The 16,051-nt window shown below is 60.7% G+C and carries 14 protein-coding genes; 7 read left to right on the forward strand and 7 right to left on the reverse strand.

All coding sequences use genetic code 11. The features are described 5' to 3' along the window. Positions 1-75: 75 nt before the first annotated feature. The 3 genes from rho to QMX88_RS02215 all read right to left on the reverse strand — a co-directional run bounded on the left by rho (position 76) and on the right by QMX88_RS02215 (position 2,721). Complete coding sequence (gene rho, locus QMX88_RS02205; protein ID WP_037016529.1) at positions 76-1,335, reverse strand: transcription termination factor Rho; 1,260 nt, start codon at positions 1,333-1,335, stop codon at positions 76-78. A gap of 228 nt (positions 1,336-1,563) precedes the next feature. Further along, positions 1,564-1,893, reverse strand: a complete 330-nt coding sequence (gene trxA, locus QMX88_RS02210; protein WP_192171377.1) for a thioredoxin TrxA — start codon at positions 1,891-1,893, stop codon at positions 1,564-1,566. A gap of 123 nt (positions 1,894-2,016) precedes the next feature. After that, positions 2,017-2,721, reverse strand: a complete 705-nt coding sequence (locus QMX88_RS02215) for a FadR/GntR family transcriptional regulator (RefSeq protein ID WP_192171484.1) — start codon at positions 2,719-2,721, stop codon at positions 2,017-2,019. Between the two features lie 266 nt (positions 2,722-2,987). On the opposite strand from QMX88_RS02215, the gene QMX88_RS02220 reads away from it, so the two are divergent. The 5 genes from QMX88_RS02220 (at position 2,988) to ppx (ending at position 7,680) form a co-directional block, all read left to right on the forward strand. Then, complete coding sequence (locus QMX88_RS02220) at positions 2,988-3,773, forward strand: transporter substrate-binding domain-containing protein (RefSeq protein ID WP_282365830.1); 786 nt, start codon at positions 2,988-2,990, stop codon at positions 3,771-3,773. A gap of 23 nt (positions 3,774-3,796) precedes the next feature. Beyond that, positions 3,797-4,462: an amino acid ABC transporter permease gene (locus tag QMX88_RS02225; protein WP_282365832.1), complete on the forward strand. Its 666-nt coding sequence runs from the start codon at positions 3,797-3,799 to the stop codon at positions 4,460-4,462. After that, positions 4,459-5,109, forward strand: a complete 651-nt coding sequence (locus QMX88_RS02230; RefSeq protein WP_282365931.1) for an amino acid ABC transporter permease — start codon at positions 4,459-4,461, stop codon at positions 5,107-5,109. Before QMX88_RS02225 ends, QMX88_RS02230 begins: the two co-directional genes overlap by 4 nt. Beyond that, on the forward strand, positions 5,096-5,830 hold the full coding sequence (locus QMX88_RS02235) for an amino acid ABC transporter ATP-binding protein (RefSeq protein ID WP_122534109.1): 735 nt from the start codon (positions 5,096-5,098) through the stop codon (positions 5,828-5,830). Before QMX88_RS02230 ends, QMX88_RS02235 begins: the two co-directional genes overlap by 14 nt. 347 nt (positions 5,831-6,177) lie before the next feature. Then, positions 6,178-7,680 carry an exopolyphosphatase gene (gene ppx / locus QMX88_RS02240; protein WP_265387608.1) on the forward strand — a complete coding sequence of 501 codons (1,503 nt, stop codon included), beginning with the start codon at positions 6,178-6,180 and terminating at the stop codon, positions 7,678-7,680. Here ppx and ppk1 read toward each other — a convergent pair. Further along, positions 7,667-9,904 (reverse strand): polyphosphate kinase 1, encoded by a 2,238-nt coding sequence (gene ppk1 / locus QMX88_RS02245; protein WP_192171381.1) that lies wholly within the window; start codon positions 9,902-9,904, stop codon positions 7,667-7,669. The two genes, ppx and ppk1, sit on opposite strands and share 14 nt — an antisense overlap. A 517-nt stretch (positions 9,905-10,421) precedes the next feature. On the opposite strand from ppk1, the gene QMX88_RS02250 reads away from it, so the two are divergent. After that, on the forward strand, positions 10,422-11,051 hold the full coding sequence (locus QMX88_RS02250; RefSeq protein ID WP_282365933.1) for a DedA family protein: 630 nt from the start codon (positions 10,422-10,424) through the stop codon (positions 11,049-11,051). A 135-nt stretch (positions 11,052-11,186) separates the two neighbouring features. Beyond that, the gene (elbB, locus tag QMX88_RS02255) at positions 11,187-11,867 is read left to right on the forward strand and encodes an isoprenoid biosynthesis glyoxalase ElbB (RefSeq protein WP_282365842.1); all 681 of its coding nucleotides are present in this window, start codon (positions 11,187-11,189) and stop codon (positions 11,865-11,867) included. A gap of 42 nt (positions 11,868-11,909) precedes the next feature. On the opposite strand, the gene QMX88_RS02260 is transcribed toward elbB, so the two are convergent. The 3 genes from QMX88_RS02260 to QMX88_RS02270 all read right to left on the reverse strand — a co-directional run bounded on the left by QMX88_RS02260 (position 11,910) and on the right by QMX88_RS02270 (position 16,032). Continuing rightward, complete coding sequence (locus tag QMX88_RS02260; protein ID WP_192171384.1) at positions 11,910-12,392, reverse strand: YaiI/YqxD family protein; 483 nt, start codon at positions 12,390-12,392, stop codon at positions 11,910-11,912. A gap of 27 nt (positions 12,393-12,419) precedes the next feature. Then, the gene (locus QMX88_RS02265; RefSeq protein ID WP_282365845.1) at positions 12,420-14,312 is read right to left on the reverse strand and encodes a cytochrome c/FTR1 family iron permease; all 1,893 of its coding nucleotides are present in this window, start codon (positions 14,310-14,312) and stop codon (positions 12,420-12,422) included. A gap of 1,093 nt (positions 14,313-15,405) precedes the next feature. Then, on the reverse strand, positions 15,406-16,032 hold the full coding sequence (locus tag QMX88_RS02270; protein ID WP_192171386.1) for a LysE family transporter: 627 nt from the start codon (positions 16,030-16,032) through the stop codon (positions 15,406-15,408). Positions 16,033-16,051 lie beyond the last annotated feature (19 nt).

A 16,051-nucleotide genomic window follows, 5' to 3' on the forward strand; every position in this document is an offset into this window, starting at 1 on the left:
GGGTCTACGGAAAAGGGCAAAAAAAATGGTGTCCGGAAGGACACCATTTTTCTACGGTCGGTTCAGCGCAGGGTGTTACTTGCGCTTCATCGACAGGAAGAACTCATCGTTGGTCTTGGTCTGTTTCAGCTTGTCGATCAAGAACTCGATGGCGGCGACTTCATCCATAGGATGCAGCAGCTTGCGCAGGATCCACATGCGCTGCAACTCGTCGTCGGCCGTCAGCAACTCTTCGCGGCGTGTGCCGGAACGGTTGATGTTGATGGCCGGGAAGACGCGCTTCTCTGCGATCTTGCGATCCAGAGGCAGCTCCATGTTGCCGGTACCCTTGAATTCTTCGTAGATCACTTCATCCATCTTCGAGCCGGTTTCAACCAGCGCGGTGGCGATGATGGTCAGCGAGCCGCCTTCTTCGATGTTACGTGCCGCACCGAAGAAACGCTTTGGCTTCTCGAGGGCGTGCGCATCGACACCACCGGTCAGGACCTTGCCGGAGCTCGGAATGACGGTGTTGTAGGCGCGAGCCAGACGGGTGATGGAGTCAAGCAGGATGACCACGTCTTTCTTGTGCTCGACCAGGCGCTTGGCCTTTTCGATCACCATTTCGGCGACCTGCACGTGACGGGTCGGTGGCTCATCGAAAGTGGAAGCAACCACTTCGCCGCGCACGGTGCGCTGCATTTCGGTTACTTCTTCAGGACGCTCATCGATCAGCAGAACGATCAGATGGACTTCAGGGTTGTTACGCGTGATGTTCGACGCGATGTTCTGCAGCATGATGGTCTTGCCCGCCTTTGGCGGAGCAACGATCAGGCCGCGCTGGCCTTTACCGATCGGGGCACACAGATCGATAACGCGACCGGTGAGGTCTTCGGTGGAACCGTTACCGGCTTCCATCTTCATGCGAATGGTCGGGAACAGCGGCGTCAGGTTTTCGAACAGAATCTTGTTCTTCGCGTTTTCTGGACGGTCGAAGTTGATGGTGTCGACCTTGAGCAGTGCGAAGTAACGCTCGCCTTCCTTTGGCGGACGGATCTTGCCGACAATGGTGTCGCCCGTGCGCAGGTTGAAGCGGCGGATCTGGCTCGGCGAGACGTAAATGTCGTCTGGGCCGGCGAGGTAGGAGGCGTCTGCAGAACGAAGGAAGCCGAAGCCATCCTGGAGGATCTCCAGCACGCCGTCACCCGAGATTTCCTCGCCGCTCTTCGCGTGCTTCTTCAGCAGGGAGAAAATCACGTCCTGCTTGCGCGAACGGGCCATATTTTCTATGCCCATCTGTTCGGCCATTTCGAGCAGATCGGTAATAGGCTTTTGCTTGAGTTCAGTCAGGTTCATATAGGAATGACGTAATCATGTATGGAGGGGGAAATTAAGCTTTTGGCTTAATGAGGCCGCGCCGCAGAGAAGGCGACAGGATCGCGTGCAAATCGAAAGGAGACGGTCGGCGACGGCTAGCAGGGGGCAACGGAGAAGCCGTTGCGGGGCCGAATGTACCACTTGATTTTCTAAGCGTCTAGTACGACGCCAGAAAAAAACCCCGCGATTTGCGGGGCTTTAACGTCATCAGATATTGGCGTCGAGGAACGCTTGCAGCTGGGACTTGGACAGTGCGCCGACCTTGGTCGCGGCGACTTCGCCGTCCTTGAACAGCATCAGAGTCGGAATACCACGGACGCCGTGCTTGGCCGGTGTTTCCTGGTTGTCGTCGATGTTCAGCTTGGCAATGGTCAGCTTGCCATCGTAATGAGTAGCGATGTCATCCAGAACCGGGGCAATCATCTTGCACGGGCCACACCATTCAGCCCAGTAATCGACCAGTACAGGGCCGCTGGCCTTCAGGACATCGGCTTCGAAGCTCGCATCGCTGACATGCTTGATCAGGTCGTTACTCATGAGATTTCTCCGAGGTCATAGGCAAAAAAACGTGGGCCATCATAACTGTGTCACGCGGTGACAGGAAGCCGAGGTTGATTGTCTCTTGCTATGACTCGACAGGGTTGCCTCAATCGACGGAGCTCAGCCGGAGGGTGCGACGAACACAATGCCGGTGCGTAACGCCGCGCCGCGGATGTGCTCCTGCATGGCTTTCTGCGCCGGGCCAGACGCGTTTCGCGCCAACGCCCGGAGGATCTTGCGGTGCTCCTGCCAGGTCTCCATCGCCCTGCCCGCCCGGATAAATGGCAGCTTCTGGCTTTCCAGAAAAATATCGGCGCTGCTGGTGATGATCCCCAGAATCGCCTGATTGCCACTGGCGACAAGGATGCGTCGATGAAAATCGAAGTCGAGCCGGGCTGCGCACTCAAAGTCCCCGGCCTTGAGCTCAAGCCGCATCGCCTCGACGTTGTCTTCCAGTACATCGCGCTCGTCGGCCGTCAACGTCACTGCCGCAAGCCCGGCTGCAAAACCCTCCAGGGCGTAGCGCAACTGAAACGTCTCTGCGGGCGAGGCGTGCGCTGCATACGGCCAGGAAAATCCACTCGTGCTCCGTTGTGGTTCAGAAATCGCCTGCACGAAGACGCCCTTGCCGGGCTGCACACTGACCAGTCCCAGAGCGCTCAACGATGACAATGCTTCGCGCAACGAAGCGCGACTGACGCCCAGACGAATCGCCAGATCCCGCTGGGATGGCAGGCTGTCGCCGGGCACATAGCCCTGCTCGGCGATCAATTTGCGGATCGCCTGGAAGGCGGCTTCAGGCACTGCGACAGGGCTCGGATGCATAGCGATCAAGGTGTGGAAACCGTAGGAAAAATCCCTTGTATCGCCATCGGAGGTATCCGGCAAGTGACGCCCAAGCGAGGGGCGCCGGGCCTTTCAGGCGCGCCAAAGCAGGGCACCTCGTCAACTAACTGTTCAGACCAGTTAGACCGGATCAGGCCTGCGGCCCGCATTCCATGGTCGCAAACAAGCGGCTGGCATGGGCTGTGCACTGGTGCTTGGCCATCACTCGGGCTTCGCCTACACATTGATCGATTCGGAGACACCCCATGACCCAGCGTTACAGCGCCCTGCTCGCCGCCCTGTTTGCCAGCCTCATGCTCGGCCAGGCCCCCGCCCACGCTAATGGTCTGGATGATGTAACCGCCCGCGGCACGTTGAAAGTCGCTGTGCCGCAAGACTTCCCGCCCTTTGGCTCGGTCGGCCCCGACATGAAGCCGCGCGGCCTGGACATCGATACCGCGCAACTGATCGCCAACCAGCTGAAGGTCAAGCTTGAGCTGACGCCGGTCAACAGCACCAATCGCATCCCTTACCTGACCACTGGCAAGGTTGACCTGGTCATCTCCAGCCTTGGCAAAAACCCGGACCGCGAAAAGGTCATCGATTTCTCCCGCGCTTACGCACCGTTCTACCTCGCGGTATTCGGCCCGCCTGAAGACGCGATCAAAACCGTGGAAGACCTGAAAGGCAAAACCATCAGCGTGACCCGTGGCGCCATCGAGGACATCGAACTGACCGCCGTCGCACCGAAGGAAGCCACGATCAAACGCTTCGAAGACAACAACTCGACCATCGCGGCTTATCTGGCCAAGCAGACCGACCTGATCGCCAGCGGCAACGTGGTCATGGTCGCCATCAGCGAGAAGAATCCCAAGCGCATTCCGGAGCTGAAAGTGAAGCTCAAGGACTCGCCGGTCTACGTGGGCGTGAACAAAGGTCAGCCTGAGTTGCTCGCCAAAGTGAACGAGATCCTCGAAGCGGCGAAGAAAGACGGCGCGCTGGAGAAGAACGCGCAGACCTGGCTCAAGCAGCCACTGCCTGCCGACCTCTGATCATCGACTGCCGAGGCGCTTAAATGGCTTATCAGTTCGACTTTATCCCGGTCCTGCAAAACACTGACCTGCTCCTGCGCGGCGCGCTGTTCACCTTGGAACTGACGGCCATCGGCACCCTGCTCGGCGTCAGCGTCGGCATCGTCGGGGCGATTGTCAGGGCGTGGAAAATTCAGCCGTTCTCGGCCATTTTCGGTGTCTACGTCGAGCTGATCCGCAACACGCCGTTTCTGGTGCAGCTGTTTTTCATTTTCTTCGGGCTGCCGTCCCTGGGGCTGCAGATATCCGAGTGGCAGGCCGCCGTGCTGGCGATGGTCATCAACCTCGGCGCCTATTCGACGGAAATCATCCGCGCGGGTGTGCAGGCCATTCCGCGCGGCCAGATCGAAGCGTCGGCCGCGCTGGCAATGACGCGCCTCGAGACCTTCCGCCACGTCGTGCTGGTCCCGGCACTGGGCAAGGTCTGGCCGGCGTTGAGCAGCCAGATCATCATCGTAATGCTCGGCTCGGCGGTCTGTTCGCAGATCGCAACGGAGGAGCTGAGCTTTGCGGCGAACTTCATTCAGTCGCGCAACTTCCGCGCGTTTGAGACGTACATCATTACCACGCTGATCTACCTGTGCATGGCGCTGCTGGTGCGTCAGTTGCTGGCGTGGATCGGCCGACGTTACATCGCGAGGAGCCGCTGATGGATTTCACCCTCTGGGACGTCGTGCGCAACTTGCTGACCGGGCTGCAATGGACACTGGTGTTGTCGCTGGTGGCATTCATCGGCGGCGGCGTGATCGGGTTGCTGGTGATGACCCTGCGCATCTCCGAGAAGGCAATGCCCCGCCGGCTCGCGCGCTGCTATATCGAGCTGTTTCAAGGCACGCCGTTGTTGATGCAGCTGTTTCTGGTGTTCTTCGGCGTCGCGCTGATGGGCATCGACATTTCGCCCTGGTTCGCGGCGGCGCTGGCGTTGACGCTGTTCACCAGCGCGTACCTGGCTGAGATCTGGCGGGGCTGCGTGGAGTCGATTTCCAACGGCCAATGGGAAGCTTCGGCGAGCCTGGCGCTGACGCCCTTCGAGCAACTGCGCTACGTGATTCTGCCCCAGGCATTGCGCATCGCGGTGGCGCCGACGGTGGGGTTCTCCGTGCAAGTGGTCAAAGGCACGGCCGTCACGTCGATCATCGGCTTCACGGAGCTGACCAAAACCGGCGGCATGCTCGCCAATGCCACGTTCCAGCCTTTCATGGTCTACGGCTTCGTTGCCTTGGGCTACTTCATGCTTTGCTATCCGTTGTCGCTCAGCGCGCGCTACCTGGAAAGGAGACTTCATGCCTCTGCTTAGAATTTCCGCCCTGCACAAGTATTACGGCGACCACCATGTGCTCAAGGGCATCGACCTCAGCGTCGAGGAAGGCCAGGTCGTGGCGATCATCGGGCGCAGCGGTTCGGGCAAAAGCACACTGCTGCGCACGCTCAACGGGCTGGAGTCGATCAATGACGGCGTGATCGAAGTCGACGGCGAATACCTCGATGCAGCGCGGGCTGACCTGCGCAGTCTGAGACAGAAAGTCGGCATGGTCTTTCAGCAATTCAACCTGTTTCCTCACCTGACGGTGGGCGAGAACGTGATGCTTGCGCCGCAGGTGGTGAAGAAGGTTTCCAAAGCCGAAGCGACCAGGCTGGCGAAGGAAATGCTCAATCGCGTGGGCCTGGGCGAGAAATTCGACGCCTTCCCTGACCGGCTGTCCGGTGGTCAGCAGCAGCGCGTGGCGATTGCGCGTGCGCTGGCGATGTCGCCCAAAGTGCTGCTGTGCGACGAAATCACCTCGGCGCTCGACCCGGAACTGGTCAACGAGGTACTCGCCGTTGTTCGCGAGCTGGCCAAGGACGGCATGACGCTGATCATGGTGACCCACGAAATGCGCTTCGCCCGGGAAGTGGGTGACAAGCTGGTGTTCATGCACCAGGGCAAGGTGCATGAGGTGGGCGACCCGAAAGAGTTGATGGCCAACCCGAAAACGCCCGAACTGGCAAATTTCATTGGGTCAGTCGAGCAGGCTTGAGCCCGAGTGCAGCACCGGCTTTCGCTCAAATCGTAGGACCGGCTTTAGCGGGAAGGCGTCAGCTGCCATACCGTACAACTGATGGTGTACACACCGGCCTCTTCCCGGCTAAAGCCGGTCCCACTAAAACACCGCGTGCATCCTGTGGGGGCTGGCTTCGGCTCAAATTGTAGGACCGGCTTTAGCCGGGAAGGCGTCACGTGTCACACCGCAACATTGATGGCGCACAATCAGGCCCCTTCCCGGCTGAAGCCGGTCCTGCTAATACCGCGCAAATACGTTGCCGGTTTGGCGACGGTGATGGATCGTGGCACGATGTCGGAGTTATCGACCGAGATCTTTTGACCATGCCGCTATCCACAGCCAAAAACCTCTCGCTGATCGCCGCGATCGACCTGGGCTCCAACAGCTTCCATATGGTTGTCGCCAAAGCCAATCAGGGCGAAATTCGCATCCTCGAGCGGCTCGGTGAGAAAGTGCAGCTGGCCGCGGGGATCGATGACGACCGCCGCCTCAGCGAAGAATCCATGCAGCGCGGGCTCGACTGCCTCAAGCGTTTCGCCCAGCTGATCAACGGTATGCCGCCCGGCGCCGTGCGCATCGTCGGCACCAACGCCCTGCGCGAAGCCCGCAATCGCAACGAATTCATTCACCGCGCCGAAGAAATCCTCGGCCATCCGGTCGAGGTCATCTCCGGCCGTGAAGAAGCGCGCCTGATTTACTTGGGCGTCTCCCACACCCTGGCCGACACGCCCGGCAAACGCCTGGTCGCCGACATTGGCGGCGGCAGCACCGAGTTCATCATCGGCCAGCGCTTCGAGCCGCTGCTGCGCGAAAGCCTGCAGATGGGCTGCGTCAGCTTCACTCAGCGTTATTTCAAGGACGGCAAGATCACCCCGGCGCGCTATGCCCAGGCTTACACCGCGGCGCGGCTGGAAATCATGAGCATCGAGCACGCACTGCATCGCCTGACCTGGGATGAAGCAATCGGCTCGTCCGGGACCATTCGCGCCATCGGCCTGGCGCTGAAAGCCGGCGGCCACGGTAATGGCGAGGTCAACGCGGAAGGCTTGGCCTGGCTCAAGCGCAAGCTGATGAAGCTGGGCGAAGTGGACAAGATCGATTTCGAAGGCCTCAAGCCTGATCGTCGGGCAATCTTCCCGGCGGGCCTCGCAATCCTCGAAGCCATCTTCGACGCCCTCGACCTCAAGCGCATGGACCACTGCGAAGGCGCCTTGCGGGAAGGCGTGCTCTACGATCTGCTCGGCCGTCATCATCACGAAGACGTGCGCGAACGCACCCTCAGCTCGCTGATGGAACGCTACCATGTTGATCTGGAGCAAGCCGCTCGTGTCGAGCGCAAGGCGCTGTCGGCGCTGGAGCAAGTGGCGAAGGCGTGGGAGCTTGAGGACAATTCGTACCGCGAGTTACTGAGCTGGGCCGCCAAAGTGCATGAAGTGGGCCTGGACATCGCCCACTACCACTACCACAAGCATGGCGCGTACCTGATCGAGCACTCGGACCTGGCCGGCTTTTCCCGCGAGGACCAGCAAATGCTTGGCCTGCTAGTGCGCGGTCACCGCCGTAATATTCCCAAGGACAAGTTTGCCGAGTTCGGCAACGAAGGCGTGAAGCTGATTCGTCTGTGCGTGCTGCTGCGTTTCGCGATTCTGTTTCACCACATTCGCGGCACCCAAGAGATGCCGCAGCCTGTGCTGACTGCCAACGATAACCACCTGGACATCGTGTTCCCGGATGGCTGGCTGGAAAACAACCAGCTGACTCAGGCCGACTTCGCGCTCGAAGCGGAGTGGCTGACCCGAGTCGGCATCATCCTCAACGTACGCTAAGGACCGGGTTGCTGAGTTTTTCCAACAGGCTCGCCTGCACATTGCGGGCGTTCTGGTTGCCGGTCGGGGTGCTGCGAATGTAGCGCCCGTCCGGCTGCAGCAGCCAGCTATGGGTGTTGTCGGTCAGGTACCCTTCCAGCTCTTTCTTCACACGCAAGATCAGCTTCTTGCCTTCCACCGGGAAGCAAGTCTCGACGCGTTTGTCGAGGTTGCGCTCCATCCAGTCGGCACTGGACAGAAACATCTGCTCGTCCCCGCCATTCAAGAAGTAGAACACCCGTGTGTGCTCAAGGAAGCGCCCGATGATCGAGCGCACCTGAATGTTGTGGGACACGCCCGGCACGCCAGGACGCAGGCAGCACATGCCGCGCACGACGAGGTCGATCTTGACCCCGGTCTGGCTGGCCTTGTATAGCGCGCGAATGATCTTCGGATCGGTCAACGAGTTGAACTTGGCGATGATGTGCGCAGGCTTGCCCTCGGACGCGAACTGCGTCTCCCGGCCAATCATGTCCAGCATGCCTTTCTTCAGGGTGAACGGCGCGTGCAGCAGCTTCTTCATGCGCAGCGTCTTACCCATGCCGATCAACTGGCTGAACAGCTTGCCGACGTCTTCGCACAACGCATCGTCCGAGGTCAGCAGGCTGTAGTCGGTATAGAGACGCGCGTTACCGGCGTGATAGTTGCCGGTGCCCAAATGCGCGTAGCGCACAATCTCACCAGCTTCACGGCGCAGGATCAGCATCATCTTGGCGTGGGTCTTGTAGCCGACCACGCCGTAGATCACGACGGCGCCGGCCGCTTGCAGGCGGCTCGCCAGTTGCAGGTTCGACTCTTCGTCAAAACGCGCACGCAGCTCGATAACCGCAGTGACTTCCTTGCCGTTGCGCGCGGCATCCACCAGCGCATCGACGATTTCAGAGTTGGCGCCGCTGCGGTACAGCGTCTGCCGCACGGCCAGCACGTGAGGGTCTTTCGCGGCCTGGCGCAGCAGATCGACGACCGGGGTGAAGGACTCGAACGGGTGCAGCAGCAGGATGTCCTGCTTGCTGATCACGTTGAAAATGTTTTCGCTGTTCTGCAGCAGCTTCGGAATCGCCGGGGTGAACGGCATGTACTGCAGCTCGGGGTGACTGTCCAGACCCGTGATGCTGAACAACCGCGTCAGGTTCACCGGGCCATTGACCTGATACAGCTCGGTCTCGCTCAGGTTGAACTGCTTGAGCAGGTAGTCCGACAGCAGTTTCGGGCAGGTATCCGCCACTTCCAGACGCACTGCGTCACCGTAACGACGGGAGAACAGCTCGCCACGCAGCGCGCGGGCAAGGTCTTCGACGTCTTCGGAGTCAAGGGCCAGGTCGGCGTTACGGGTCAGACGGAACTGGTAGCAGCCCTTGACCTTCATGCCCTGGAACAGATCATCGGCGTGGGCGTGAATCATCGACGACAGGAACACATAGTTGTCGCCCGGGCCGCCTACGTCTTCCGGCACCTTGATGATGCGCGGCAACAGACGCGGTGCCGGGATGATCGCCAGACCCGAATCGCGGCCAAAGGCGTCAATGCCTTCCAGCTCGACGATGAAGTTCAGCGACTTGTTCACCAGCAGCGGGAACGGGTGCGTCGGGTCCAGGCCGATCGGCGTGATGATCGGGGCGATCTCGTCACGGAAATAACGGCGCACCCAGGCCTTGATCTTGGCGTTCCAGTTGCGACGGCGAATGAAGCGCACCTGATGCTTCTCCAGCTCCGGCAACAGGATGTCGTTGAGAATGGCGTACTGGCGATCCACGTGGCCGTGGACCAGCTCGCTGATGCGCGCCAGCGCCTGGTGAGGCTGGAGACCATCAGCGCCGGCCTGTTCGCGAGCAAAGGTGATTTGCTTCTTGAGCCCGGCAACGCGGATTTCGAAGAATTCGTCGAGGTTGCTGGAGAAGATCAGCAGAAACTTGAGCCGCTCAAGCAACGGATAGGACTCGTCGAGCGCCTGTTCCAACACGCGGATGTTGAACTGCAGCTGCGACAGCTCCCGATGGATGTAGAGACTGCTGTCATCCAGATTGGGCACCGCGATGACATGCGGGGCTGGATGATGCGGTTCCAGCGCGGGGACCACTTCAATGGTCGGCTCGACCACGGCAGTGACCTCTTGGTTGACGGGCGGCTGATTGACAGGCTGAGGGTCAAGCTCGACTGCGGCTTCGGTAGATCCTTCGGTGCTCATGAATAATCCTGTAAGGCAATTGGCCTTGTAACAGTTGGGCCGCGCATACGGCCGATGTCGGAATGCCGCTTGCGCCACAACAGTGGTGACGTACAGCGTGGGACAACGGTCACGCCCAAGGCGTGGCGGTTCTGAAGATGTTTGCAGCCTGAATCGATGTCGTGCTGCGAGGCGACCGGCGTCAGGCTCGATGCTGTGAGCGGTTTGACTCTCCACGCTACGGATTTCTCCGTACGGTGCAAGCCCTGACCTGCAAACATTCGGGTGGTGCCAGGTAGAAGGCACGTGCAAGGAGGGGCTCCGAGCCCATCCAGACGGGCAAGCGTGACATTTATAAGCGGCGATTATGACACTCGCGTGACAGGTGTAATTGCGACGTAACGTGTGCGATACAAACCCCCTCTCCAAGCGAATAATCGCTTCGGGATGTAGGAAACTTTAACGCGGTGACACATTTGCATACTTTCCTGAATGACTTGGGCGCGTTAGGCTGCGCGTTCATTTCGCCAGCACCTAAATAATGCTCCAGCATTTTTTACAAGAATTTGGCTACTTCGCCCTTTTCCTCGGGACCTTTTTTGAAGGCGAGACCATTCTGGTGCTCGCCGGCTTTCTTGCGTTCCGCGGATACATGGATATCAATCTGGTCGTGGTGGTTGCCTTTTTCGGCAGCTACGCAGGCGACCAGCTCTGGTATTTCATGGGGCGCAAGCATGGCCGCAAGCTCCTGGCGCGCAAGCCACGCTGGCAGTTGATGGGCGACCGTGCGCTGGAGCATATCCGCCGCCACCCCGACATCTGGGTGCTGAGCTTCCGCTTTGTGTATGGCTTGCGCACGGTCATGCCGGTTGCCATCGGCCTGTCCGGTTATCCACCGGGGCGCTACCTGTTGCTCAACGGTATCGGCGCGGCGGTGTGGGCAGCGGCATTGGGCGCAGCGGCGTACAAGTTCGGCTCGGTGCTCGAAGGCCTGCTGGGCAACGTCAAGAAATACGAGCTGTGGGTGCTTGGGGCCCTGCTGGTGATTGGCGTGCTGCTGTGGATCCGCCGGCGCATCAAAAACGCACGTATCGCCCGAGAAGAGAAGCTGGCCATCGCGGCCAATGCCGAAGCCAACGTAGAAGCCAGGAACACCCCCGACGAGTAAATCCTCGGCGCATGCCGATGAATCCGGAGACATTCGCTGACGGCGTTGTCCTAGGTTCATGGCTTGCGACAATCAGCGCAATGCTGACCTGCGTAACCGGTGACTGACCGGAGCGCCCGAGAGAGGAACACGCGAATGACCAAAAAAGTGGCCGTTATTCTTTCTGGCTGTGGCGTTTACGACGGCGCGGAAATCCACGAAAGCGTGCTGACGCTACTGCGCCTCGATCAACGTGGCGCCTCAGTGAAGTGCTTCGCACCGAATATCCCTCAGCACCACGTTATCAATCACCTGACCGGCGAAGAGATGCCCGAGTCGCGTAACGTGCTGATCGAATCAGCCCGCATCGCCCGTGGCGCCATCGAAGACATTCGCGAAGCCGACGTCACCGAGTTCGATGCGCTGATCATCCCCGGCGGCTTCGGTGCGGCGAAAAACCTGTCGAACTTCTCTACCCAAGGCGCTGGCTGCAAGGTCCAGGCAGAAGTGCTGGCGATGGCCGAAGCGTTCGCCGCAGCCGGCAAACCTATCGGGCTTATCTGTGTTTCGCCTGCGCTGGCCGCCAAAATCTATGGGCCGGGCGTGACCTGCACGATCGGCAACGACGCCGATACCGCTGCAGCGATCACCCGAATGGGCGGCACCCATCTGGACTGTGAGGTGACGGAAATCGTCGAGGACAAGGACCGCAAGTTGGTGAGCACGCCGGCTTACATGGTCGCCAAGTCCATCGGCGACGCAGCGTCCGGGATCAACAAGCTGGTGGATCGGGTGCTGGAGCTGGTGCAGGAAAACGAGGATCGCCTCCCGGACTGATGCTGGAAAAGGGGCTGGAAGCGGATTGATCGCTCGCCAGCCCTACGGGTTCTCGCCTGCAGGCGGCGAGGGATACTCGCGAGCCAGCCGCGTCAGTATCCGGTCGAGGCAGTTGGCGAAGGCCTGTTTCTCCCGCTCGCCGTAAGCGCCCTGTCCGCCACTGGCCTGCCCTTGCTCCCGCAGATCCGTGAAGAGGTTACGCATCGCCAGGCGCTGACCCATGTTCTGCGCATCGAACTCCTTGCCCCGGGGATCGAGCGCTGCAACGCCCTTCTTGACCAGCCGATCAGCCAACGGCACATCGCTGCAGATCACCAGCTCGCCCGGCACGGCGTGCTCCACCAGATAGTCGTCAGCCGCATCCGGCCCGCTGGGCACCACGATCAACTTCACCAGGGTGAGGCTCGGCTTGATCTGGCTCTGCCCTGCCACCAGCACCACCTCATACTTGCGCTTGAGGGCGAACTTGATGACGAGGTCCTTGGCGGCCTTGGGACAGGCGTCGGCATCGATCCAGACGCGCATAAGCGACTCCAATTCCAGAAAATGAATTTATGCGGCGACCGCCCGACGCTTCTCGGCTATCCGGCTGCGGCCATACAGCACCACAATCGCCAACAGCGCTATGGCTTGCGCGCCGAGGGAATAAGCGTCGGCGTGAATGCCCAGCCAGTCGAATTCGAAGAACGGCACCGGACGCGTCCCGAAAATCCCGGCTTCCTGCAATGCCTTGACGCCATGGCCGGCGAACACCACCGACAGCGCACACAGCAGCGCGGCATTGATGCCGAAGAACAGCGTCAGCGGCAGCTTCGCCGAACCCCGCAGGATCACCCAAGCCAGGCCGACAAGCAGCACCAGCGCCGTGGCGCCCCCGGCCAATACGGCGTTGTGGCCGGCAGAGCCTGCCTGCAGCCACAGGGTTTCATAGAACAGAATGACTTCGAACAGCTCGCGGTAGACCGAGAAGAACGCCAGCACTGCAAAACCGAAACGGCCACCGCCGCCGACCAGACTGCTCTTGATGTAATCCTGCCAGGCGGCGGCATGACGCCGGTCGTGCATCCACACACCCAGCCACAGCACCATGACGCTGGCGAACAGCGCCGTCGCGCCTTCCAGCAACTCGCGCTGCGAACCACTCACATCGATGACGTACGCTGCCAGCGCCCACGTGCCCAAGCCTGCCAGCAACGCCAGCCCCCAACCGACGTTGACGCTGCGCACCGCTGATTGCTGACCGGTGTTGCGCAGGAACGCGAGAATGGCGGCGAGCACAAGAATCGCTTCCAGTCCTTCGCGCAGCAGGATCAGCAGACCGGAGATGAAGCTCAATGAGGTGCTCAGGCCATCGCTGCCAAGCAGATCGGCCGATTCCTTGAGCTTGACCTTGGCATCAGCGAGTTTCTGCGCCGCTTGGGCTGCGGGCAGGCCATCCTGAAGCGACTGCCGGTAGGCCATGAGCGCTTTTTCGGTGTCCTTGCGCACGGTGGCATCGACGTTGTCGAGTGAGCTTTCGACCAGCTCGAAACCCTCCAGATACGCCGCGACGGATAGGTCATATGCCTGCTCGCGATCACCGGATTGGTAAGCGGCCAAACTTTTGTCCAGAGTTGCGCTGGTGTAATCGAGCAACTGAGCCGGGCCGCGCTGAACCTGAGGCGGCTGCGCGCGCTGGGCACGGAAGCTGGCAGCGGCTTGCGGCCCATCGCTGGCACCGACTTCAGCCGGTGTCTGCCGCGCCAGATCGGCGAGGTTGTAGGGTTTTTCCTGCTTCGCAACGGAATCCGCACTGAAGCCTGCGATGTAAGTCGCGACGTCCCAACGCTGACGGTCATCCAGCTGGTCCGCGAAGGCAGGCATTTCAGTGCCTTCAATGCCCAGACCGAGGGTGTTGTAGAGGTCGTAGAGACTCAGGCGGTCCAGCCGCGCTGAGTCACGCAGGTTGGATGGCGGTGGTGAAAGGCCAATCCCGGCGGGGCCATCGCCTGCGCCCGCGTCGCCGTGGCACACCGAACAATACTGCGCGTACAAGGGCGCGCCACGTGCGGGATCCGGGGTGATCACCGGCGCCTGACTGACTTCGTATGCCACGGCCAGCTTCGCGCCGAGCTGACGCGCCTGACGAGCCACCTGCGCGCCGTCCTGCTTCAGGTTGACCGCATTCAACAGCGCCGTGACGCCCTGCTCCAGCTCTGCGCGCTCCGGCTTTGCCGGCAGCGTTGCGATCGTGCCCTGCAGCGCCGCGAGAAACTCCACCTGCTCGCGGTACTCCGCGTCATCCACGACCTTGCCATCCGCGACCGTCGCCGGGTAGTCCGCCCCGACGTAATCGAGCAGATGCAAAGCCTGAGCCGCGTCCTCGGCAGGCGCTGCGCAGGCCCCGACGCTGAACACGCTCAACAGCACGAGGCTCAGGCAGGTCAATAAGCGGGAGCGGAACATGAGGGTGGATCTCAAATAGGAATGCGAAGGGTTGCCATTGTTCATGTTAGGCGCTGAGGACTCAAGCGCTGCGTTAATGGCTTTGACTCAGTTTCAGGACCGGCTTTAGCCGGGAAGACGTCAGTCCCGTTTTAACCATGTTGTCTGACACACCGCCTTCGCGAGCAAGCTCACTCCTACAATTTCGTGTGCGCGCCCGACGTCCGCGCTGGACGCAAATCCCCTGTAGGAGCAATCGGAGGTTACGACGGACGCGAACGCGGTGGGCCTGTGACGTCAGCGGTGACTGACACTCCGCGTTCGCGAGCAAGCTCACTCCTACAACTTCGTGTGCGCGCCCGACCTCCGCGCTGGACGCAAATCCCCTGTAGGAGCAATCGGAGGTTACGACGGACGCGAAGGCGGTGGGCCTGTGGACATCAACGGTGACTGACACTCCGCTTTCGCGAGCAAGCTCACTCCTACAACTTCGTGTGCGCACCCGACTTCCGCGCTGGACGCAAATCCCCTGTAGGAGCAATCGAAGGTTGCGACGGTCGCGAACGCGGTGGGCCTGCGACGTCAACGGTGGCTGACACACCGCGTTCGCGAGCAAGCTCACTCCTACAATTTCGTGTGCGCGCCCGACCTCCGCGCTGGACGCAAATCCCCTGTAGGAGCAATCGGAGGTTACGACGGACGCGAAGGCGGTGGGCCTGTGGACATAAACGGTGACTGACACTCAGCCTTCGCGAGCAAGCTCACTCCTACAATTTCGTGTGCGCGCCCGACATCCGCGCTGGACGCAAATCCCTGTAGGAGCAATCGGAGGTTACGACGGTAGCGAACGCGGTGGGCCTGTGGATATCAACGGTGACTGACACTCCGCGTTCGCGAGCAAGCCTTGTCATTTCCACTGGACGAACGCGATGCTTTTAGTGGGACCGGCTTTAGCCGGGAAGGCGTCATGTGCCACACCGCGAGAATGGGAGTGCTGCCTTTGGCCGCTTCCCGGCTGAAGCCAGTCCTACGATTGAGGGTGTAAGCCGGTTTCCCAGCCCAGCACAGCCAGTGAGACCGGCCGTGACTAACTGTGAGACGGGCTGTTGCCGAATCAGGCCCGATGCAAGGTGGCGAGAAACGCCGCTGCACTGACGAACAATCCGGCAAAGGTGCGGTTCATCCGGCGTTGCTGCTTGGGGGTTTTAAGGGCGCGGAGCACTTTCGAGGCCAGGCCGGTGTAGCCCGCCATGACGATCAGATCCACGCAGACCATGGTTGCGGCGATGATCAGGTATTGCGGCAGCAGCGGCAGGTGCGTGTCGATGAACTGCGGCAGGATCGCCAGGATGAACACCAGCGCCTTCGGGTTGCTGATGTTCACCAGAAAGCCACGGGCCATGAGCACCAACGGCTTGCCCACCGGGCGTACAGCTGACTCATCCGCCAGATCGCTTGGCAGCGCACGCCACTGCTTGATGCCCAGATACACCAGGTAGGCGACGCCAAACCACTTGATCAGAGTGAATGCCAGCGCCGAAGTGGCCAGAACCGCGCCAAGCCCTACGGCGACCACAGCAATCTGCACGACAAGGGCGATCTGCAGGCCGAGCGCGTTCCAGTATCCACGCCAGAAGCCGTATTGCAGTCCGCTGGACATCGAGGCAATAGCGCCCGCGCCAGGAGACAGGCTGATAACCCAGCAAGCGGCGAAGAACCCCAACCATGTTTCGAGCGACATTACACACCTCAGCCAACCA

This window comes from Pseudomonas sp. PS02290 (genome assembly GCF_029960075.1).
Taxonomy (GTDB): Bacteria; Pseudomonadota; Gammaproteobacteria; order Pseudomonadales; family Pseudomonadaceae; genus Aquipseudomonas.

Coding starts and splice junctions, on each gene's coding strand:
- QMX88_RS02270 (WP_192171386.1), bottom strand. CDS start 16,032: ATGTCGCTCGAAACATGGTTGGGGTTCTTCGCCGCTTGCTGGGTTATC.
- QMX88_RS02235 (WP_122534109.1), top strand. CDS start 5,096: ATGCCTCTGCTTAGAATTTCCGCCCTGCACAAGTATTACGGCGACCAC.
- ppk1 (WP_192171381.1), bottom strand. CDS start 9,904: ATGAGCACCGAAGGATCTACCGAAGCCGCAGTCGAGCTTGACCCTCAG.
- elbB (WP_282365842.1), top strand. CDS start 11,187: ATGACCAAAAAAGTGGCCGTTATTCTTTCTGGCTGTGGCGTTTACGAC.
- QMX88_RS02225 (WP_282365832.1), top strand. CDS start 3,797: ATGGCTTATCAGTTCGACTTTATCCCGGTCCTGCAAAACACTGACCTG.
- QMX88_RS02265 (WP_282365845.1), bottom strand. CDS start 14,312: ATGTTCCGCTCCCGCTTATTGACCTGCCTGAGCCTCGTGCTGTTGAGC.
- QMX88_RS02220 (WP_282365830.1), top strand. CDS start 2,988: ATGACCCAGCGTTACAGCGCCCTGCTCGCCGCCCTGTTTGCCAGCCTC.
- ppx (WP_265387608.1), top strand. CDS start 6,178: ATGCCGCTATCCACAGCCAAAAACCTCTCGCTGATCGCCGCGATCGAC.
- rho (WP_037016529.1), bottom strand. CDS start 1,335: ATGAACCTGACTGAACTCAAGCAAAAGCCTATTACCGATCTGCTCGAA.
- trxA (WP_192171377.1), bottom strand. CDS start 1,893: ATGAGTAACGACCTGATCAAGCATGTCAGCGATGCGAGCTTCGAAGCC.
- QMX88_RS02215 (WP_192171484.1), bottom strand. CDS start 2,721: ATGCATCCGAGCCCTGTCGCAGTGCCTGAAGCCGCCTTCCAGGCGATC.
- QMX88_RS02260 (WP_192171384.1), bottom strand. CDS start 12,392: ATGCGCGTCTGGATCGATGCCGACGCCTGTCCCAAGGCCGCCAAGGAC.